At 55.3% G+C, this 21,968-nt stretch carries 17 protein-coding genes; 4 read left to right on the top strand and 13 right to left on the bottom strand.

Annotation, left to right across the window (positions count from 1 at the left end):
- Positions 1-50: 50 nt before the first annotated feature.
- Positions 51-1,052 carry a nickel/cobalt transporter gene (locus WH279_RS21390; protein WP_339458540.1) on the bottom strand — a complete coding sequence of 334 codons (1,002 nt, stop codon included), beginning with the start codon at positions 1,050-1,052 and terminating at the stop codon, positions 51-53.
- On the bottom strand, positions 1,043-1,621 hold the full coding sequence (locus tag WH279_RS21395; RefSeq protein WP_234472456.1) for a DUF1007 family protein: 579 nt from the start codon (positions 1,619-1,621) through the stop codon (positions 1,043-1,045). Before WH279_RS21395 ends, WH279_RS21390 begins: the two co-directional genes overlap by 10 nt.
- Before the next feature lie 201 nt (positions 1,622-1,822).
- On the opposite strand from WH279_RS21395, the gene csiE reads away from it, so the two are divergent.
- Positions 1,823-3,091, top strand: a complete 1,269-nt coding sequence (gene csiE / locus WH279_RS21400; protein ID WP_200643636.1) for a stationary phase inducible protein CsiE — start codon at positions 1,823-1,825, stop codon at positions 3,089-3,091.
- Here the strand turns inward: csiE and WH279_RS21405 are convergent, their stop codons facing one another.
- Both WH279_RS21405 and glyA read right to left on the bottom strand, forming a co-directional pair.
- The gene (locus tag WH279_RS21405) at positions 3,092-4,228 is read right to left on the bottom strand and encodes a 3-phenylpropionate MFS transporter (protein ID WP_339458543.1); all 1,137 of its coding nucleotides are present in this window, start codon (positions 4,226-4,228) and stop codon (positions 3,092-3,094) included.
- 121 nt (positions 4,229-4,349) lie between these two features.
- Entirely contained in the window at positions 4,350-5,603 is a 1,254-nt protein-coding gene (gene glyA / locus WH279_RS21410) for a serine hydroxymethyltransferase (RefSeq protein ID WP_133845850.1), read from the bottom strand.
- Positions 5,604-5,935: 332 nt separating this feature from the next.
- On the opposite strand from glyA, the gene hmpA reads away from it, so the two are divergent.
- Positions 5,936-7,120: an NO-inducible flavohemoprotein gene (gene hmpA, locus WH279_RS21415; protein ID WP_200643638.1), complete on the top strand. Its 1,185-nt coding sequence runs from the start codon at positions 5,936-5,938 to the stop codon at positions 7,118-7,120.
- A 57-nt stretch (positions 7,121-7,177) separates the two neighbouring features.
- Here the strand turns inward: hmpA and glnB are convergent, their stop codons facing one another.
- The 5 genes from glnB to purL all read right to left on the bottom strand — a co-directional run bounded on the left by glnB (position 7,178) and on the right by purL (position 15,690).
- Positions 7,178-7,516, bottom strand: coding sequence for a nitrogen regulatory protein P-II (glnB, locus tag WH279_RS21420; protein WP_062744629.1), 339 nt, complete (start codon positions 7,514-7,516; stop codon positions 7,178-7,180).
- Between the two features lie 176 nt (positions 7,517-7,692).
- On the bottom strand, positions 7,693-9,027 hold the full coding sequence (glrR, locus tag WH279_RS21425) for a two-component system response regulator GlrR (RefSeq protein ID WP_200643639.1): 1,335 nt from the start codon (positions 9,025-9,027) through the stop codon (positions 7,693-7,695).
- Positions 9,024-9,755 (bottom strand): two-component system QseEF-associated lipoprotein QseG, encoded by a 732-nt coding sequence (gene qseG, locus WH279_RS21430; protein ID WP_339458550.1) that lies wholly within the window; start codon positions 9,753-9,755, stop codon positions 9,024-9,026. Before qseG ends, glrR begins: the two co-directional genes overlap by 4 nt.
- Entirely contained in the window at positions 9,755-11,185 is a 1,431-nt protein-coding gene (locus tag WH279_RS21435) for a sensor histidine kinase (protein ID WP_339458552.1), read from the bottom strand. The genes qseG and WH279_RS21435 overlap by 1 nt, the downstream gene beginning before the upstream one ends.
- A gap of 620 nt (positions 11,186-11,805) precedes the next feature.
- On the bottom strand, positions 11,806-15,690 hold the full coding sequence (gene purL / locus WH279_RS21440) for a phosphoribosylformylglycinamidine synthase (RefSeq protein ID WP_339458555.1): 3,885 nt from the start codon (positions 15,688-15,690) through the stop codon (positions 11,806-11,808).
- A gap of 270 nt (positions 15,691-15,960) precedes the next feature.
- Here purL and mltF point away from each other — a divergent pair, with 270 nt between their 5' ends.
- Positions 15,961-17,418, top strand: a complete 1,458-nt coding sequence (gene mltF / locus WH279_RS21445; RefSeq protein WP_200643643.1) for a membrane-bound lytic murein transglycosylase MltF — start codon at positions 15,961-15,963, stop codon at positions 17,416-17,418.
- A gap of 43 nt (positions 17,419-17,461) precedes the next feature.
- Here the strand turns inward: mltF and tadA are convergent, their stop codons facing one another.
- The 4 genes from tadA to murQ are packed head-to-tail and all read right to left on the bottom strand — an operon-like array spanning position 17,462 to position 20,933.
- Positions 17,462-17,971 carry a tRNA adenosine(34) deaminase TadA gene (gene tadA / locus WH279_RS21450; RefSeq protein WP_339458559.1) on the bottom strand — a complete coding sequence of 170 codons (510 nt, stop codon included), beginning with the start codon at positions 17,969-17,971 and terminating at the stop codon, positions 17,462-17,464.
- Between the two features lie 41 nt (positions 17,972-18,012).
- Entirely contained in the window at positions 18,013-18,651 is a 639-nt protein-coding gene (gene yfhb / locus WH279_RS21455) for a phosphatidylglycerophosphatase C (RefSeq protein WP_133845842.1), read from the bottom strand.
- Positions 18,652-18,654: 3 nt separating this feature from the next.
- A complete protein-coding gene (locus tag WH279_RS21460; RefSeq protein WP_339458561.1) occupies positions 18,655-20,019 on the bottom strand; it encodes a PTS transporter subunit EIIC in 1,365 nt (454 codons plus the stop codon).
- 17 nt (positions 20,020-20,036) lie between these two features.
- Positions 20,037-20,933 carry an N-acetylmuramic acid 6-phosphate etherase gene (murQ, locus tag WH279_RS21465; RefSeq protein WP_339458563.1) on the bottom strand — a complete coding sequence of 299 codons (897 nt, stop codon included), beginning with the start codon at positions 20,931-20,933 and terminating at the stop codon, positions 20,037-20,039.
- Between the two features lie 187 nt (positions 20,934-21,120).
- Between murQ and WH279_RS21470 the strand changes: the two genes are divergently transcribed.
- Entirely contained in the window at positions 21,121-21,960 is an 840-nt protein-coding gene (locus WH279_RS21470; RefSeq protein WP_133845964.1) for a MurR/RpiR family transcriptional regulator, read from the top strand.
- Positions 21,961-21,968 lie beyond the last annotated feature (8 nt).

The following is a 21,968-nucleotide window of genomic DNA, read 5'->3' on the forward strand; positions in this document are numbered from 1 at the left end:
GCGCGGCATGCCGCGCCCTGAGTCAGGCATGCCTGCCCCCTGCGCAAGATTTACTGCAGGAACATCGGCCGGATACCGCCGGACATCGCGGGTTGCGCACTCAGCCACAGCATGGCTCCAGCGGCAATCAGCAGTACGCCACCGGTCAGAGCCAGACAGTTCAATGCCACTACATGCCAGGCAGCAGATCCTGTATTACGTGTTAAACGCCGTGCGAGGGAGCGCGAGAGCTGTACCACCAGCGCCATGCACGATACCGTTAACGCCGTTCCCACCGCCATCACCAGCGCGGATAGCACCCCCCAGAAGTAAACACCGATCACCTTTGAAAACAGCAACATCATAATGGCCCCCGAGCAGGGTCGTAACCCCATCGACAGTACCACCGCCACCTTCGTTTTCCATCCCGTCGCCTGTGACAACATCGCACTGTCCGGCACGTGCTGATGCCCACAGCCACAGTGTTCACTGTGCTGATGCCCCGCAGGCAAAATACGGGTGATGGTCATTCGGACAGGTGCCGGGCGCAGCTGCAGCCACAATTTTTTCAGGGCTCGCCAGCACAGCCACAGACCCAGGCCGATCACCAGTAGATAGCTCCCTTTTTCCAGCCAGTAGCTGCTGAGATGCATCTGGCGGGAAGAGAGTTGCAACACGCCCAGCATTATCGTCACCAGCGCAATCGCCACAGCCCCCTGTACCACAGCCGCGGCCAGCGTCAGTTGCAGGCTGGTTTTCATTTTCGTCGGGTGGGTAGCAAGAAAGGTCGCGATCACCACTTTGCCATGCCCGGGACCGAGAGCATGTAATACGCCATAGAGCAGACTGAACCCCATTAGCGCCAGCCCGGCCTGATGAGGATTGCTGGCAACCTGTTGTAACAGCCCTGTCATCTGCTGATGCAGATTCTTCTGCCACAGAATGCTCTGCAAGAGGATTTGCGGCCAGTGCCGCCAAACCCACAGCCCTCCCAGGAGCATCCCTACCATCAACAGCGCGAACGGCCACATCGCCCCTCTGCGCGGAGCGCGGCTGAGGTCATTTACTGACATATCAGCGTCACCGTCTGGGCAAACTGGCGACCAAGATCCATCTCTTCCGCTGGCGCATCCGCTTTATCCAGTGACAGCGCATAGGCTTGCAGGGAGGCATCCGGTTTGGGGGTTTGCAGCTCGAAATGACATTGTGATGCCAGTTCTGCCGGGACTGTCAGTGCTTTTTCAGAGTCGTAATACATATCTACAAAGTAAGTGGGATCAAAAGTGGAAAACGTATATCGCTGGCCTTTTAGCGCCTGCGGATGTGCCAGCGGCAGAATAAACTCCAGCACCGCCTGATGCCCCTGCCGCGAAAGATGGTATTCCGGCGGCAGATTATCGAATTTTACCGGCTGCTTCTGGTGCCAGAATTCGCTGAAGTAATGCTGGCCTAACACATTGGCCATCACTTCTGCCGCCAGTTTTTTCCAAACCACTGAATCCGGTTTTGCCGTTCCGGCATCGTATAACAGGTCAGCAGAGGTGATTTCATCCATCACCCAGCGCATTTTCAGGCCGGTGAGCCGATCGCCCTGATGAACCAGTGTGGTCTGCATATCGATAAAGCTGTGCGGATGCGCCATGGCAACCGGGGACAAAACGATTATCAGCCCTGCGGCCCCCACGGCACACCTGTTATAATGTAACAAATTAAACCCCACTCCAGTTTTTGTCGATTATTTTTGTGACCTGTCTTAAAAGCTCTGAATAAAACTGGCTCGAATGACCACAGTGCTGGCGGCTCAGGCTATTCTTAGCATAATCAATCGCTACTGGGATCACAGATGATGAGTACACACTCACCTGAAATGTCTGTCCTCTCCAGTCCACAGCGCCGTTGCCACCTGCTTTTAATGCTCTGCCTGCCTGAATCCGTCGTCACTGTGGAATCGGTTTGCCAGCTTAACGGTGTGGATCACGCCGTAACCCGGCAAGATATAGCGGAGGTGGGAGAGGAAATCCAGCGCTATCACCATCTTGCCATCGAGCTGGATGAGCTGGGCGCGTTGCGTCTTTATGGAACGCATTTAGATCAGCGTCTGTGCCTGCTGCATAACTTACGGCGGGCACTGCGGTTGTCTCCGGCGTTTATCCATAACGACTTTTCCTCCGTCATTAAGCAACAGCTTCAGACGCTGCCAGTGGATAAGGCCTTGTACGATGAGCATAATCTGGCAGCACTGGTCCAGTATTGTTCACTTCATCTGGACCGCGAGTTCAGCGCTCGCGATACCCAATTTTTACAGGTCTGGCTGCGCTATGCTCTCGCCTGGCACTGCCAGCCGGACTTTACCGCACCGCAGTTGCACTGGATCGAAGGCAAACCGGAGTTTTCACTGGCACAGGCAATTGCTCGCTGCTGGAGTAAACGCGGCTATCAGGCGGCGGTTAATGAGGTTGCGTTACTCGCCCTGCTCTTCAGCCAACTACATATTCCCCAGATACAACACACCCTCAGCGCTCATGAACGCCAACTTCTCCAGTCCGTGCAATTGTTAATTCAGCGTTTTCAGGCATTGTCCGGCATGGTATTCAGTAATGATGCGGGGCTCAGCGCACAACTTTATACGCATCTTGCGCAGGCGCTGGAGCGTACTCTGTTCTCCATCGGCATCGATCATAATCTGGTTGACGACATCGCCCAGCAGTACCCGCGTTTGTTGCGTACCACGCGTGAGGCTATCGCCGCGCTGGAACAGCAATACAGCGTGCAATTCACCGATGAAGAGATGGGCCTGATTGCGATTATTTTTGGCGCATGGCTGCTGCAGGAAAGTGCCTTGCAAGAGAAGCAGGTACTGTTATTGATTGGCCGTGATAGCGAACTGGAGCAGCAGGTTGAGCAGCAGCTGCGTGAACTGACGCTGTTGCCGCTGACGATTAAGTACCAGGATGTTGCCGACTTTCAGCGCCACAGCGCACCGAAAGGGATCGCACTGGTGATCACGCCTTATGCCACGCCGCTGCCGCTCTATTCACCGCCGCTGATCCATGCTGAACTGCCACTGGGTGAACACCAGCAGCGCAGTATTCGCCTGCTGCTGGAGTCGTAATCAGGTCACTTTGGGTCGCAGGAACAGCACAGGTACAACCAGCAATGCCATCACCCAGAACACGCCGCCTTGCAGGTGCTGGAACAGCACACCACACACCATGGTCATCAGAGCAATGCCGCCGCCCATCGCCAGCGCTGAATAGACTGACTGTAAGCGGATCACCTCACTGCCATCGCGGGCAGCGATAAAGCGCATAGCCGCCAGGTGACAAATAGTGAAACTACCACAGTGCAGGATTTGTGCGACAACCAACCATCCCAGTTCCGTGGATGACGCCATAATACTCCAGCGTAAAACAGCACACACGCAGGAGAGTAACAGCAGATCGCGTGCGCTCCAGCGACGGAACAGCCGGTTGCTGGCGGCAAACACCACGATTTCCGCCACGACGCCCAGCGACCATAAATAGCCCACAATGCTCGACGAGTAGCCTGCTTCCTGCCAGTAAATGGCACTGAAGCCGTAGTAGGCGGCATGCGCCCCTTGCATCAGCGTCACGCACAGCAGGAAGCGCCAGACGGCGGTTTCACTGAGCATCTGCTTCCACTGCGCCCATCCGCTATGTTCGGTTTGTTTTTCCATCCCCTGCGGCATCACCGCCGGACGTAGCATCATGCCTGCGATCATCGCCCCGCATCCCACGCACAGCAGCATCAGGATCGCGTGATAGGAAAAATGCGTCACCAGCACACCGGTAAGCGCCGAACTGATCACAAACGCCAGGGAACCCCACAGCCGCACGGGACCGTAAGGCAGAGCGATCTGTCGCTGCCAGGTGGCGGCCAGCGCATCGCTCAACGGCACCAGCGGTGAGAAGAACAGATTGAATCCGACCATCACCAGCAGCAGCCACACCCACTGGGAACCCGCCCAGAAGCCCAGCGCAAATAACAGCGTCAGCGAAGCCAGCAGGCGCAGGACGCTAATCAGTCGTGAAGGGTTAGTGACGCGTGAGGCGATAAGCAGGCTACCGGCAAAGCGGGCAATCATGCCGCAGCCCAGCAGCAGGCCGATTTTTTCCGGTTGCAGGCCGCTGTCTTTTAGCCAGACGCCCCAGAACGGTAAATAGACGCCATAGGCAAAGAAATAGGTGAAGTAGCTCAGTCCAAGCCAGTACGTGGAACGTATCGTCATTTTCCCTCCGACAAAGTGGAGGCTAATGTACACCGCCGCACAGGATAAAAAAATAGCGGGACACTGTCGTGTCCCGCTATCTGTACTCAGGCTCCGATTAAATCAGGAGATGAGGACGAATTTAGGCATATACAGGGAAGCGTGCACAGATTTCCAGCACCTGCTTCTTCACGCGCTCGCTCACGCCTTCATCATTGATATTGTCGAGAATATCACTGATCCAGCCAGCCAGTTCGCGGACTTCTGCTTCTTTAAAACCGCGACGGGTGACGGCCGGGGAACCGATACGAATACCTGACGTCACAAACGGGCTTTTCGGATCGTTAGGCACGCTGTTTTTGTTCACGGTAATGTTGGCACGGCCCAGCGCTGCGTCAGCTTCTTTACCGGTCAGGTTTTTGTCTACCAGGTCCAGCAGGAACAGGTGGTTGTGCGTACCGCCAGAAACCACGTTGTAGCCGCGCGCCAGGAACACTTCCACCATCGCTTTAGCGTTTTTAGCCACCTGCTGCTGGTAGGTTTTGAACTCAGGCTCCATTGCTTCTTTAAACGCAACCGCTTTACCCGCGATAACGTGCATCAGCGGGCCGCCCTGGCCCCCCGGGAAGACAGCAGAGTTCAGTTTTTTGTACAGGTCTTCGTCGCCGCCAGCCGCGAGGATCAGGCCGCCACGTGGGCCTGCCAGGGTTTTATGCGTGGTGGACGTCACGATGTGCGCATGAGGAACCGGGTTAGGGTAAACATCAGCCGCAATCAGACCCGCCACGTGTGCCATATCAACGAACAGATAAGCGCCAACGGTATCTGCAATTTCGCGCATTTTTGCCCAGTCGCACACGCCAGAGTAAGCAGAGAAACCGCCTACGATCATTTTCGGCTGGTGTTTTTTCGCCAGTTCAGCCAGTTCGTTGTAATCAATCTGGCCGGTCTCGTCGATGCCGTAAGGGATGACGTTATACAGTTTACCAGACAGGTTAACCGGGGAACCGTGAGTCAGGTGACCGCCGTGTGCCAGGTTCATACCCAGAATGGTATCGCCCGGCTGCAACAGCGCAGTGTACACCGCGAAGTTAGCCTGAGAACCGGAGTGCGGCTGCACGTTGGCGTAGTCTGCACCAAACAGGGCTTTAGCACGGTCGATAGCCAGCTGCTCAACGATATCCACGTACTCACAACCACCGTAGTAGCGCTTGCCCGGATAACCTTCAGCGTACTTGTTGGTCAGCTGAGATCCCTGAGCCTGCATAACACGTGGGCTGGTGTAGTTCTCTGAAGCAATCAGCTCGATGTGCTCTTCCTGACGCACTTTCTCCTGCTCCATCGCCTGCCATAAATCCGCATCGTAATCGGCAATGTTCATTTCACGTTTTAACATTTGCATCTCCTGACTCAACTGACTTGCAATAATGAATGCCCCCTCTGGGGAGCGATGGGCAATAGTTTAAACTGTTTATGCACCTGTTGAATAGCTTAACCACTGCCTTTTTACGCAAACGATTGGCTACAGGTGTAGCAAGGGTTAGTTACTGTTCTTTGCAAGTCCCGGATAAGGAATTCTCCTCATCTGCCAGATGCTGTTTTTTCAATAAGACCGTACATCGCGTGCGGAAAAATACCCTCTCACTCTAAAGGTGTATTTACAGCGCAGCATGTTGCGAATAACATGCATTTTAAATACATGTTTAAATTCTTGCTAAGGAGCACACCATGCTGGACAGCCAAACCATTGCCATCGTTAAATCTACTATCCCCGCCGTTGCTGCACTCGGCCCTCGTCTGACCTCGCATTTCTATCAGCGGATGTTTACCCATAATCCAGAACTGAAAGACATCTTTAATATGAGCAACCAGAGCACAGGTAATCAGCCGGAAGCGCTGTTTAATGCCATCTGCGCCTACGCCAGCAATCTGGATAACCTCGCCGCGCTGGGTCCTGCCGTAGAGAAAATCGCGCAAAAGCACACCAGTTTTGCTATTCGTCCCGATCACTATCCGATCGTGGGTGAGCATCTGCTGGCAAGTATTGATGAACTTCTGAATCCGGGTGAAGAGGTGCTGGCAGCCTGGGGCAAAGCTTACGGCGTACTGGCCGGAATTTTTGTTCAGCGTGAGGAGCAGATTTATGAAGAATCCGAAGAAAAAGTCGGCGGCTGGCGCGGTGGCCATCGTGAATTTGTTATCAGCGAGATCGTCCCGCAGAGTTCCGTGATCAAAAGTTTTATCCTGACTCCCGTCGATGGCCAACCGGTCGCAGACTATAAAGCCGGGCAGTATCTGGCGGTATGGGTGAAAGCCCCGGGTTTTGAGAATCAGGAGATTCGCCAGTATTCCCTGACGCGCACGCCCAACGGCCGTGACTATCGTATTGCCGTGCGCCATGAAGAAGGCGGTGTCATGTCCAGCTGGCTGCATCAGCAGCAGCCCGGCCAGCGCGTCCATCTGGCGCCACCTGCCGGGGATTTCTTCCTTGATATCACGGCTGAGACGCCGGTGACCCTGATGTCGGGTGGCGTGGGCCTGACGCCGATGCTGGCGATGCTGAACCAACTGGCGAAAGACAAGCATCCCGCTACAGTACAATGGCTGCACGCCACGGAGAATGGCGCAACCCATGCTTTCGCTGAGGAAGTGACCGCGCTGGGCGCGCAGTTGCCGCAGTTCTGGCAACACATCTGGTACAACCATCCCCAGGCGCAGGATGAAGGGAAATATCACCAGCGTGGGCTGATGAACTTGCTGCCGCTGGAATCACGCATCAGCGATCCGGCGATGCACTATTATCTCTGCGGCCCGCTGGCCTTTATGGCCGCGGAAGAAAAACGGCTGCTTGAGCTAGGCGTTAAAAAAGAACACATCCACTACGAAGTGTTCGGCCCGCATAAAGCGCTGTAAATGCAAACGGGCTGACCGCGCAATGCAGTCAGCCCGTTGGGGACCCGGAAACGACAATCAGATCGCTTCTTCGTCTTCCTCGCCAGTACGAATACGCACCACGCGCGCAACGTCGAACACGAAGATTTTACCGTCGCCGATTTTACCGGTCTGCGCCGTACGCATGATGGTATCAACACAGGTATCCACGATGTCGTCCGCAATCACGATTTCGATTTTCACTTTTGGCAGAAAATCGACCATGTACTCTGCGCCACGATACAGCTCGGTGTGGCCCTTCTGACGACCAAAGCCTTTCACTTCAGTCACGGTCATCCCGGTGATGCCGACTTCCGCCAGCGCTTCGCGCACGTCATCCAGTTTGAACGGTTTGATAATTGCATCAATCTTTTTCATGGCAGACCCTTTTCTCTCCCTCCGTGCCCGGACGGGTAATCAGTTAACTATATACCCGTTACGCTCAGTCTGCCTGCGCACGGGCAGCAGACCGAACATGTCTGAGGTATACCGGACGTCCGTCTCTTTTCAGGCAGTTAAACTACCATAATCAGGCAGCGTTACCGCAGTGAAAATTATTCTTTAAAATCGGCAGCATCCAACTCGTGACGCGATAACAGTTTATAGAACTCAGTACGGTTACGCCCCGCCAGCCTTGCCGCGTTCGTCACATTGCCTTTAGTCATTTGCAACAATTTACGCAGATAATTCAGTTCGAACTGGTTACGGGCTTCGGCAAAGGTCGGTAGCGCAGTATTTTCCCCCGCCAGCGCCTGTTCCACCAGCGCCTCGCCAATCACCGGTGCAGAGGTCAGCGCGACACACTGTTCAATCACATTCACCAGCTGCCTGACGTTGCCCGGCCAGGCAGCGGCAATCAAACGTCGCATGGCGTCGGTGGAAAAGCTACGTACAAAAGGTTTGTGCCGTTCAGCCGACTGCTTCAGCAAATGATTGGCCAGCAGGGGGATATCTTCTGCCCGCTCATGCAGTGCCGGGATCTTCAGATTCACCACGTTGAGACGATAAAACAGATCTTCGCGAAACTCTTTCTTTTCCATCGCTTTCGGCAGATCGCGATGGGTGGCAGAAATAATACGTACATCAATGTCGAGGTCACGGTTACTGCCAAGCGGGCGCACTTTACGCTCCTGCAAGACACGCAGCAGTTTCACCTGTAACGCCTGCGGCATATCACCAATTTCATCGAGGAACAGCGTGCCGCCCTCAGCGGCCTGAAACAGCCCTTCACGACTGCTGACGGCGCCGGTAAAGGCCCCTTTCGCATGGCCAAAAAGTTCTGATTCCAGAAGTTGTTCCGGTAACGCGCCGCAGTTAATAGCGATAAAGGCTTTACCCGCACGCGGGCTGGCCGCGTGGATGGCCTGCGCCAGCACTTCTTTGCCGGTTCCGCTCTGTCCGTTAATCAGTACGCTGACATCCGACTGCGCCACCATGCGCGCCTGCTCCAGCAGACGCAGCATCAGCGGGCTGCGGGTGACAATGCTTTCGCGCCAGGCTTCATCGCTGGTCGGTGCCCGATGCTCCAGAGCATCATCAATCGCTTTGTACAGCGCGTCACGATCGACCGGTTTAGTCAGGAAACTGAACACGCCCTGCTGCGTGGCCGCCACTGCATCCGGAATAGAACCGTGGGCAGTGAGAATAATCACTGGCATGCCCGGCTGGAGCTTCTGGATTTCAGCGAACAGCGCCATACCGTCCATTTCATCCATACGCAGATCGCTGATCACCAGATCAAGCGTATCGCGGTTAAGCACGCGCAGCGCATCCGGGCCACTTTCTGCGGTAGTCACACTAAATCCTTCGCTACTGAGACGCATCCCCAGCAGTTTCAACAGGCTGGGATCATCATCTACCAGCAGTAACCGTGCCGACTTTTTGATCATGGATTTTCATCATCCTGTGACGCGTTATCAGCCGGGTTGTTTTTGTCATTACCGTGGCTGTTGGTATCAGTGGCATCCGGGGAGCGGCGCGACGAGAGTCGGCGTTCAATATCCGTCAGCGTATCGAGTTTACGGCGGGTGACAGCCAGATCGTTCTTTAGGACGATTTGCTGCTGACGCAGCCCATCCAGTTGGCCATCACTGCTCTCCTGAAGGTGGGCATAACGCGTCCGCTCTTCGGATAGCTGTAAAAGCGATCCCTGCCCTTCACGCCACAACATCATCAACGGGCGTACAGAGGCCGGATAATCATAGCTGTAACTGTCCAGGCGGTTCAAATACTGACGCCGCTCAACGGGGGTAATATTGCCATTATTCAACAATACGGCCTGTTTGAAGGCACTCTGCCAGTTATCTGTTGGCCAGCGCCGTGCTTCAGCACGTGCATCGGCTGGCGATAACCGGATGCCGCAGTCAATGGTGCGCAGCCAGTAAAGAGGATTACCCGTTGCGGCCTCATCGTTAAATGCCCAGATATGCTCACAGGACACCAGCTGATAGTCGACGATTTTAACATCGGGCTCATTCAGTGTGATATCGGCGCGGCTGGCCACCTTCTGCGACGGCTGCTGGCTACATCCCAGCAGGCCAAACGCCAGTATGAAGGCGCCGGTCAGTCTGCCCATACGCCCGTGTTGCAGTAAGGCAGAAAAACGTGATGATTGCATTATGATAACGTCCCGGCGGTAGTGTTTAATTCGATGCGAAAGCAGACATCAGCATCAACGCTGTCGATCAGTTGCAGATCGCCCTGCAGCCGGCGCAGGCAGTCTTTCGCAATGCTTAATCCCAGTCCGCTGCCTTTTACCGCGCCTTTGCGCTGCAGATGTCCCTGGAAGAACGGTTCAAAGATCATTGCTCGCTCAGCCGCAGTAATAGGCGGCCCGGTATTTGCCACCTCAATCACCACGCGGTTTCCTTGCTGAAGACTGCGGATCCAGATATGTCCAGATTCAGCGCCGTAGTGTACCGCATTGGAGTAAAGATTATCGATTGCCCTCAACAACAACGTCGGTTCGGCCCGACAGCTGTCAGCCTTGAGATCGATGCTGATATGGAGCTGTTTAGCGCGGGCCGTGAGGCTGTGAGCGGCAACCAGTGAGTCGATCAACGGCCGTAGCTGAACATCTTCCAGCGCTACCGGGCCATCAGCCAGCTTTCGGTTGTAGTCCAGCAGCTGTTCAATTAGCGTTTGCAGATGACGACTGCTGTCATTAAGAATGTTGACCACCTCTTTCTGGTCAGCGGTCAGCGGCCCGGCAACCTCGTCAGCCAGCAATTCAGTGCCCTCACGCATGCTGGCCAGCGGTGTTTTTAATTCATGGGAAATATGGCGGAGAAACTCATGACGCTGCGACTCCAGCCAGGCCAGGCGCTCACTGAGCCAGATAATACGCTGTCCGAGTGAACGGATCTCACGCGGGCCTTTGAACGCCAGACTGTGCCCCAGCGGCCGCCCTTCCCCCAGACGATTAATCATGCGCTCTACCGCTTTTACCGGGCCGATAATCATACGGGTAAAGAGCACCACCAGCCCCAGACTGAGCAGGAAAAGAATCAATGCCTGCCAGCCAAAATACTGGCCGCGTTCGGCAATCTCTCGTTGCAGTTGTAATCCACGTGAGAACACCACTTCACGTGTAGCCTGAACCAGTTGACTGTTGGCGGCAGAGAACAGCTCAAGCTGATCGGCGGCCTGCGACACCGGGCTGCTGTTTTCACATTTCATCTGGCTGAGTTGAGTGAGGTTCTGACGCAGGCTTTGCCAGGTACGAATATCCGGCAGTACCGGGGCGTGGGCATCCAGCATTTGCGAATAGCGGCTGCGCTGCGTCTGGTAGAGGCGTGCCAGCATCGGATCATCTAACACGCAATACTGGCGGTAGCTACGCTCCAGTTCCAGAGCGGTACGGGCCATGGCTTCGCTGCGACGTACATCGGTCAGCGTGGTGCGATTGGTATCGGCCGCCCGGTCGCTCAGTGCCGAGAGGCTTTCCCACGCCTGCCAGGCCAGCACCAGCAGCGGTAATAACACCAGCAAAAACGCCATCAGCACCAGCTGACGTAGCGATCGCGGTAACAGACGCCATTTCTTCACGACACAATTTCTCTTTCCAGGAGTTAGGGCGATGCTAGCTGAGAGTGAGCAGAGAAGAAAGTGTGAAAGCGTAAAATGAAAATGGCCGGTTCACTGAACCGGCCACTGGCGTTACGCCGGTGAGCCCGCGTAACTGAATAGGTGGTGCCTTACTCAACGTTGCGTCCGATGTTTGATAACGTCACAAAGTGAACGATTATCGGTGGGGTGGACGACAGGCACCGTATTGTGCGTCATTCTGGGTGTTATGAGCACTTGTCCGCTTGCGCAGGGCTGTCATAACCAGGTGAATGAGCCACTGAGATGATTATAGCAATTAACATGCCACATTAAAAATAAATTTATAACCTATTAATAAATAAAACCTTATACATTGAAAGTATTCATCGGGCAGGTAATTTTGACCATCAGGTCCGGTTAAGTGTCGTCATATAACAACACTTACGGATGAAATGTATTTTGATCATTAAAATCAATAGACTAAATGTCTCTTTTTAGAGACAACTCAAATCTATTTTGTTGTTAAATGACAACACTCCCCTGCTATTCCCTTTCTGACGGGCGAAAAAAACCGGCCACACGTTCAGGCCAGTTTTTTACCATCTCGCCAACGCAGAGGGTTAGCCCAGTTGTTTACGCGCATTGCGGAAGATACGCATCCACGGGCTGTCTTCGCCCCATTCTGCCGGGTGCCATGAGTTGCTGACGGTACGGAACACACGCTCCGGGTGCGGCATCATGATGGTCACGCGACCGCTTTCATTGGTCACCGCCGTGATGCCGTTCGGAGAACCGTTCGGGTTCGCCGGGTACTGCTGGGTCACTTTGCCAAAGTTATCCACGAAGCGCAGCGCCACCAGACCTTTGTTTTCCAGCTGGGCCAGATGAGCATCATTACGCACTTCCACGAAGCCTTCACCATGCGATACGGCGATTGGCATACGGGAACCGACCATGCCGTGCAGCAGCAGAGAGGGGCTGGCAGCCACTTCAACCAGGCTGAAGCGGGCTTCAAAACGCTCGGACTGGTTGCGCACAAAGCGGGGCCACTCTTCACTGCCCGGAATCAGTTCACGCAGATTAGACATCATCTGACAGCCGTTACAGACACCCAGTGCCAGTGTCTGTGGACGGTGAAAGAAGGTTTCGAACTCGTCACGTACGCGGGCATTAAACAGAATCGACTTCGCCCAGCCTTCACCCGCACCCAGCACGTCACCGTAAGAGAAGCCGCCACAGGCAACCAGCGCCTGCACGTCATCCAAACCACGACGGCCAGCCAGCAGGTCGCTCATATGCACGTCTACCGCATCAAACCCGGCACGATGGAAGGCCGCGGCCATTTCAACATGGGAGTTAACGCCCTGCTCACGCAGTACAGCCACTTTAGGACGCGCACCGGTCGCAATATAAGGCGCAGCAATATCTTCCTGCGGCTTAAAGGTCAGTGCCACATTCAGGCCCGGATCGCGATTGTTTTTCTTCGCGTCATGCTCCTGATCGGCACAGACTGGGTTATCGCGCAGACGCTGCATCTGCCAGGTGGTTTCAGCCCACCAGGTACGCAGCGTGGTACGGCTTTCGCTGTACACGGCAGAGCCGCCGGAAGTGATCACAAAACGATCCCCTTCCACGGCCTGGCCCAGCACATGCACACAGTCAGCTAATCCATGAGCGGCAAAGACCTGCTCAACGGCCGCACGATCGGCCGCTGCGACCTGAATCACCGCACCCAGCTCTTCGTTAAACAGGGCAGCCAGGCTATCGCTGCCCAGTGCCGCGATGTCGACGTCTACACCGCAGTGACCCGTGAAGGCCATTTCAGCCAGCGTGACCAGCAGGCCGCCGTCAGAACGGTCGTGGTAGGCAAGCAGTTTGGAGTCGGCCACCAGCGCCTGGATGGCATTATAGAAACCAGCCAGTTGCTGCACATCACGCACATCGGCAGGCTTATCACCCAGCTGACGGTAAACCTGTGACAGCGCCGTTGCGCCGAGGGCGTTGACCCCTTTGCCCAGGTCGATCAGCAGTAGCGCGTTCTCAACGGTCTGCAACTGCGGGGTGACGGTTTTACGCACGTCTTCCACACGGGCAAACGCGGTGATCACCAGGGACAGCGGAGAAGTCATCTCACGCTGCTCATTCCCCTGTTGCCAGCGGGTTTTCATCGACATAGAGTCTTTGCCGACCGGGATAGTGATACCCAGCGCCGGACACAACTCTTCACCCACCGCTTTCACCGCTTCATACAGGCCAGCATCTTCACCCGGGTGACCGGCAGCGGCCATCCAGTTGGCTGACAGCTTGATGCGCGTCAGTGGGCCAATGTCGGTTGCCGCAATGTTGGTGAGTGCTTCGCCGACGGCCAGACGACCGGAGGCCGCAAAATCCAGCAGCGCGACAGGAGCACGTTCGCCCAGCGACATCGCTTCACCGTAGTAGCTGTCGAGGCTGGCGGTGGTTACCGCACAGTTCGCAACCGGGATCTGCCACGGCCCGACCATCTGGTCACGGGCAACCATACCGGTTACCGAACGGTCACCGATGGTGATCAGGAAGGTTTTTTCCGCCACGGTTGGCAAGTGCAGCACGCGATTCACGGCATCTGCAACAGTTATTCCCTCACGCACCAGCGCGTCACCTTTCACTTTCAGTGTGGTCACGTCACGAGTCATTTTCGGGGTTTTACCCAGCAGCACGTCCAGCGGCATATCAATTGGTGTGTTGTCGAAATGGCTGTCAGCAAGCGACAGGTGCATCTCTTCGGTCGCTTCACCGATCACGGCGTAAGGTGCGCGCTCACGTTTACACAGCGCATCAAACAGCGCCAGGCTGTCCGGCGATACTGCCAGAACATAACGCTCCTGAGATTCGTTACACCACACTTCCAGCGGGCTCATGCCGGGCTCATCGTTAAGGATGTCACGCAGGTTGAAACGCCCGCCGCGCTCGCCGTCGCTTACCAGCTCCGGCATGGCGTTGGACAGGCCGCCCGCGCCCACGTCATGGATAAACAGAATCGGGTTCTCTTCACCCAGCTGCCAGCAGCGGTCAATCACTTCCTGGCAACGACGTTCCATTTCCGGGTTGTCGCGCTGTACGGAGGCGAAATCCAGATCTGCATCAGACTGGCCAGAGGCCATTGAAGAGGCCGCACCGCCACCCAGGCCGATGTTCATTGCCGGGCCACCCAGCACGATCAGCTTGGCACCAATGGTGATTTCGCCTTTCTGCACGTGGTCGGCACGGATGTTACCGATACCGCCTGCCAGCATGATCGGCTTGTGGTAACCGCGCAGCTCTTCGCCGTTATGACTGTTAACGCGCTCTTCATAGGTACGGAAGTAACCCGTCAGCGCCGGACGACCAAATTCGTTGTTAAATGCCGCGCCACCCAGAGGGCCTTCGGTCATGATGTCCAGTGCCGTCACAATACGGTCCGGCTTACCGAAATCTTCTTCCCACGGCTGTTCAAAACCCGGAATGCGCAGGTTAGAAACGGAGAAGCCGACCAGACCTGCTTTCGGTTTAGCGCCACGCCCGGTTGCGCCTTCATCACGAATTTCGCCACCGGAACCGGTCGCGGCACCCGGCCACGGAGAAATCGCCGTTGGGTGGTTATGGGTTTCAACCTTCATCAGGATATGCGCATCTTCCTGATGGAAGTCATAGCGGCCCTGTGGATCGGCGTAGAAGCGCCCTACCTGAGAACCTTCCATGACGGCCGCGTTGTCTTTATACGCTGACAGCACATGGTCCGGGGTTTTCTCGAAGGTGTTTTTGATAATCTTGAACAGCGATTTCGGCTGCGTTTTGCCATCAATCACCCAGTCGGCGTTGAAGATTTTATGACGGCAGTGCTCAGAGTTAGCCTGAGCAAACATATACAGCTCGATATCGTTCGGGTTGCGCCCGAGTTTTTCAAACGCCGCCTGCAGGTAGTCGATTTCATCATCGGCCAGTGCCAGACCCAGTTTAATATTGGCCTGAACCAGCGCGTTGCGGCCTTCACCCAGCAGGTCGACGCTTTGCAGCGGTGCAGGCTGATGATGTGCAAACAGCGCATCGGCCTGGCTCAGATCGGCAAAGACGGTTTCCATCATGCGGTCATGCAGCAGTCCAGCCAGCTCTGACCACTGCGCTTCGCTCAGCTGCGGTGCCTGCACATAGAAGGCTAAGCCGCGCTCAAGACGCAGTACCTGAGGGAGATCGCAGTTGTGGGCGATGTCTGTCGCTTTCGAAGACCACGGCGAGATAGTGCCAGGACGCGGAGTGACCAGCAGCAGGCGGCCTTCCGGGGTATGTTCAGCGAGAGAGGGACCGTATTTCAGCAGGCGCTGCAAACGGGATTTTTCATCCTCGCTCAGCGGCGCGCTGACATCGGCAAAATGGACGTACTCAGCGTAAATGTCACTCACCGGCAGGTGAGCATCCTGAAAGCGGGTCAGCAGTTTGTTAATACGAAATGCCGACAGAGCGGGCGAACCACGCAGAATTTCCATCATTAAAGATCTCTCGTCTCGAAGCGCCGGGCGACGCTTCATTGGGCGCAACAGGGGAAAACGGGCGGTATTATAGAGAATCCCCACCGGTTACGAAACCGTTTGCGCAGAATTAATCGCGATAAGGAATTGACTGAAAAACGCACAAAACAGATGGATTTCAGTTGCGGAGCCGCGCGGAGTTGAGCAGAATGCCCCACGCTCAGGACCAATTATAGACAATAAATACTGCCATAGAAGACAGATACCTGAGAACCATCGAGAGATAACTATTTGAAACGCCTTAAATTTAATTATCTGCTGGTCGGGCTGATCACCGTGCTTCTTGCGCTGGCACTGTGGCCCTCGATACCGTGGTACGGCGGCTCGACCGATCGTATCGCCCAGATAAAATCGCGGGGAGTGCTGCGTATCAGCACCATAAATTCTCCGCTGACTTACTACACAGTCAATCAATCCCCAGCGGGTATGGACTACGAGCTGGCGAAGCGCTTCGCCGATTATTTAGGGGTTAAGCTGGAAATCACCGTTCGTCCGAACTTAGGCGATCTGTTTGACGACCTCGAAGATGATAAAGCCGACATGCTGGCAGCAGGGTTAATTTATAACAATGAACGACTGGCGCGTTTTCGTGCGGGTCCTTCTTACTATTCTGTTTCCCAACAGCTGGTGTACCGTATCGGTGCCCCACGGCCGAAAAACCTGGGCGATCTGAAGGGGCGCCTGACGGCGGCGTCAGGGTCGGCTTATCTGTCAACCCTGCGTGAAATGAAAGCGTATCAATATCCCGATCTTGACTGGGCGATCTCGACCGATCAAACGCCCCAGGGCCTGCTGGAAGCCGTAGCCGATGGCAAACTCGACTATACCGTGGGAGATTCCGTCACTATCGCGCTGATGCAGCGCATCCATCCACAGCTGGCAGTGGCTTTTGATATCACGGATGAAGAACCGGTCACCTGGTATGTCCAGCGTGAACAGGATGACAGCATGAATGCGGCGCTACTCGACTTCTTTAATCAGATGGGCGAAGAAGGCGCAATGGCCCGTCTGGATGAGAAGTACCTGGGGCACGTCGGCACGTTCGATTATGTCGATACTCGCACCTTCCTGCGTGCCATTGACGGAACGCTGCCAGACTTCCAGCCACTTTTCGAGAAGTACGCGCAGGCTATTGACTGGCGTTTACTGGCAGCCATCTCTTACCAGGAGTCCCACTGGAACCCACAGGCCACCTCCCCGACTGGCGTGCGTGGCCTGATGATGCTGACGCGCAATACGGCGGATAGCCTGAATGTCAGTGACAGGACCGATCCGGAACAGAGCATTCGTGGTGGCAGTGAGTATCTGGTGCGTATGATGGAAAAGGTACCGCCAACGATCCCTGAAGACGAACGTATCTGGTTTGCTCTGGCGGCGTATAACATGGGTTACGCCCATATGCTGGACGCGCGCAAACTAACGGATAAACAGAAGGGTAATCCGGATAGCTGGGCCGACGTGAAGATTCGCCTGCCGATGCTCAGCCAGAAACGTTATTACAGCCAGACCAGTTACGGCTATGCCCGTGGCCATGAAGCCTATGCCTATGTGGAAAATATCCGCAAATACCAGATAAGCCTTGTCGGCTATCTGCAAGATCAGGAAAGAAAGCTGGCACAACAGGCGGCAACGGAAGCTGAACTGGGTAACGGCTATCCAACGGTTGAAGCGAAAATCGCGTTGAACTGATGACTCAGCTCAGGCAGGCGGACCGAAAAAAGAAGGTCCGCCCCTACGGGCGCTGCGCCTTCTTTTCGGCACGCCGCTGGCGGAAGAAGTCACTCAGCAGTGCAGCACAGTCTTCAGCCAGGATCCCCTGTTCAATCTGCACCTGATGATTCATCCCCGGGTGCCGCAGCACATCAAGCAACGAACCGGCTGCCCCGGTTTTTGCATCTCGCGCGCCAAAAACCAGACGTCCAATACGACCGTGTACCATCGCCCCCGCGCACATCACGCAAGGTTCCAGCGTGACATACAGCGTGGTATCCAGCAGGCGGTAATTTTCAATGACTTTGCCGCCCTGACGGATTGCCATCATTTCGGCATGCGCCGTTGGGTCATGGTGACCAATCGGGCGGTTCCAGCCTTCGCCAATCACCCTTCCTTCATGCACCAGAACGGCACCCACCGGCACTTCGCCCTCGTCCCAGGCGCGCTGAGCCAGTTGAAGCGCGTGACGCATCCAGAATTCATCGTTGTTGTCGGTCACCTGAGTCTCCAGCAAAAAAAAGCGCGGCATTATAGCGTTAAATGTCGCGGAGAGACTATCCTGCCAGACGCTTATTCCAACTGTTGCAACTCACCTACAGGTGTCACACGGAAACGATGCTGGCAGAAAAACAGCAGTGGATTATCCTGCTTACTGTCGCTGTAGCCGCTGTAAAGTTGTAACGGCGTGCCAATTTGCTCTTCCAACTGCGCGACCTTTTCATGACCGAGGCAACGCATCGAGAGTACCCGGCCACCATAAGCGCGTGACATCTGGCTGGCGATCAATTTAACGCGCGGCAAAAATGCGGAGTCAAAATAGACCTGTTCCACCAGCGGCTGCGGTGAACCCGTGATCAGCCAGACATCGGCATCTTCACTGCTGAGATAATCTGTCAGCCGCTGCTGCACCACGGGAAATGCGGTCACTCGCTGGCGGAACCAGTGGGCAAACTGCTGTTCTCGTTCTGCAAGACGTGCTTCACTGCGGCCAAACGTAATCGACCACAACAGCAGGCTCATCGGCCAGCGCGCCGCACGACCTTTAATCAGCAGACCAAGCCCCGTCACCGGCAACAGTGGCACCACCAGCAATAAATTGAGCGGCTGACGCCACAATAGCCAGCGCATAAAAGTGCCAAACATATCCTGCTGGTGCAGGGTGCCATCAAGGTCAAAAAATACCACGCGTCGTTCCCGACTGGTTGTCAAACCTTACTCCTCAGGGTCATTGAAGCCCATAAACCAGGCAAACAGAAAACCACAGATGACTGCGGTCAACCAGCCTGCCAGATACATCATGACTTTACCGGCCACAATCGTCAGTGCCAGTGGCAGCCCGGAAAGGCCAAACGTAATCAACGTGGCGACCTTAGCATAGCTAATTACCGCTCCGCCAACGGCACCGCCGAGGCAGGCGGCAACAAACGGGCGCCCCAACGGCAGGGTGACACCAAAGATCAACGGTTCGCCAATCCCAAGAATCCCCACTGGCAGTGCACCTTTGACCAGTTTTTTCAGCCTTGCGTTACGTGTTTTGAGTAGCACCGCCAGCGATGCGCCAATCTGCCCTACCCCCGCCATGGCCAGGATCGGCAGCAGCGCATTCGCACCGTGCGCCTGTACCAGTTCAACGTGGATCGGCACCAGCCCCTGATGCAAACCGGTCAGCACCAGTGGCAGGAAGGTGCCGGCCAACAAGGCACCTACCAGCACACCACCGCGATCGATCGCCAGTGTCGCCCCATGGGCAATCGTATCAGAGATCATCCCGCCGACAGGCTGTAACAGTACGATAGCCAGCGACGCAGTAATAAGTGTAGTCAGAAGTGGGTTGAGGATCAGCTCCAGCGATTCGGGCAGACGCTGGCGCAGACGTTTTTCAATCCAACACATCAGTACCACCACCAGCAGAACCGCTATTACCCCACCGCGACCCGGTTGTAGCGGCTCACCAAACAACGTGATCTGCGCCAGTGCGGGGCTGGAGAGAATGCCCGCCATCACGCCACCCAGCGCGGTGGAACCGCCAAATACTCTGGCGGTATTCACCCCAACCAGAATATTCATTATCGTGAAAACAGCACTGCCGAAGATCGCTGCCAGACCGATCAGATTAGGGTATTGCGTAGCAATATCCCCGACGATATCAGGGCGTTTGATGATATTGATCAGCCCGGTGATCAAACCGGAAGCAATAAATGCCGGGATCAGCGGGATAAAGACGTTCGCCAGCTGACGCAATGCATCACTCAGCGGCGCGCGATATTTCGCTTTAGCCTGCGCCTTGTTCTGCTGCACAGTGTCGCCCGCCGCAATAACGCCTGCGGATGAGATGAGGTCGCGCATCGCGTCCGTCACTTTTGCCGCCGCTCCGGGACCTGCGATAAACTGATGCTGACTTCCCTGCTTCACATACCCTTTTATCCCCTCCAGCTGACGCAGTTTGTCCGGCGCCAGTTGGCTCTCATCAATGACTTCAACGCGCACCCGCGTCATACAGTTTTCCAGTCGGGCAATATTGGCGGCTCCGCCAATGCCCTGTAACAGCGCCTGAGCCAGCCGGGTGGATTTGTCCATAAAGGATCCTTTTTCCGTTATTCGTTAGAAAGTGCCGCGCGTAAAAATCCCTTGTGCTGTGTCAGCCGCTGCTTTGCCTGCTCTGCCGGAAGATCCGCCAGGATCATTAAAATGGCTGTCTTTACTTCGTACTGCACCTGCTGCAAGGCAGTCTCGGCCTGCTGAGCATCACAACCCGTTGCCTCCGATACCATACGCCGCGCACGGTCGACCAGTTTGATATTGGTCGCCTGCATGTCCACCATCAGGTTCTGGTACACCTTACCGATTTTCACCATGGCGCCAGTAGAGAGCATATTCAATACCAGCTTCTGTGCGGTACCGGACTTGAGACGGGTCGACCCGGTCAGCGCCTCCGGCCCGACAACCGGTGAAATAGCAATCTCTGCTTCGTGTGCGATCGGTGAGTCCGGGTTACAGGAGATCGCCGCAGTGCGGCAGCCAAACTGCCGGGCATACCGCAACGCGCCAATGACGTAAGGCGTTCTGCCAGATGCGGCAATGCCCACCACCATGTCGTTCACCGTCAGGTCCAGCGCCTGTAAATCGCTGATGCCCAACTGCTCGTTATCTTCCGCCCCTTCCACTGCCTTTAGTAACGCACCAGGGCCACCGGCAATCAGCCCCACAATAACGCCATGCGCCACCCCAAAGGTAGGAGGACATTCGGATGCGTCCAGCACGCCGAGACGACCGCTGGTGCCCGCCCCCATATAAATCAGGCGTCCGCCCGCGGTGAGCGCAGCAGCGGCCGCATCCACCGCCATTGCAACCTGCGGTAATGTCAGGGCAACGGCCGCAGCCACGGTCGCATCCTGCTGATTAAATTTAGACACCATCTCAAGTGTTGACAGATTATCGAGGTCGAATGTGTCCGGGTTACGCGTTTCTGATACCAGTGAACCGAGATTCATTATTTCTCCTTTTGAATTTTTAATTCACAATTAAGTTATGATATATGAATATTTTATTCTATGCGACGAGACATTTTCCCATTCTTAATCATGGAAACCATTAAATGTCGCGTTAGACTTAGCCTGCTGAATGTTATCATTACAGATAATTCAATATGATGGGCCTGAATTCGCAAGAGGAAAAATGATGAGTTCATTGCTGCGTATCCGTCAGCTTTATCCTAGCCTGGCGCTGAACGAACGTCGGTTGGCTGACTACCTGCTGTCGCAGCCGGACCGGGCACGCCACCTGAGTTCACAAAAGCTGGCAGATGAATCAGGCGTCAGTCAGTCGAGCGTGGTGAAATTTGCGCAAAAACTCGGCTATAAGGGCTTCCCGGCACTGAAGCTGGCGCTCAGTGAATCGCTGGCCGAGAAGGATGCGATTACCGTGCATAACCATATTCTCAGCGATGATGCGCTGAAAGTGGTTGGCGAAAAACTGTTCACCGAGAAAAGCTCTGCCATTCGCGCTACGCTGGATATTAACAGTGAAGAGATGCTGCTGGAGACATTGCGTCTGCTGAAGCAGGCAAGGCGTATTGTGCTGGTCGGGATTGGTGCTTCAGGTCTGGTGGCGAAAGATTTTTCCTGGAAGCTGATGAAAATTGGCATCAGTGCCGTGGCCGAGCAGGATATGCATGCGCTGCTGTCCAGCGTGCAGGCATTAGATGTGGGTGATGTGTTGCTGGCCATCTCCTATACCGGTGAACGCCGCGAGATTAATCTTGCAGCGCAGGAAGCACAGCGCATTGGCGCAACCGTGCTGGCCTTCACGGGCTTTACCCCGAATACACTGCAACAGTCGGCCAGCCACTGCCTGTATACCGTTGCAGAAGAGCAGACAACGCGCAGCGCCGCTATCTCCTCAACCACTGCACAACTGGCGCTGACAGACCTGCTGTTTATGGCACTGATTCAGCGCGATCCAGAACGTGCCTCCAGTCATATTCGCCACAGTGAAGCACTGGTGAAAAAGCTGGTTTGAGCCACGGG

The sequence above is a fragment of the Erwinia sp. MYb375 genome, from assembly GCF_037479175.1.
In the GTDB taxonomy this organism is placed as follows: Bacteria; Pseudomonadota; Gammaproteobacteria; order Enterobacterales; family Enterobacteriaceae; genus Erwinia; species Erwinia rhapontici.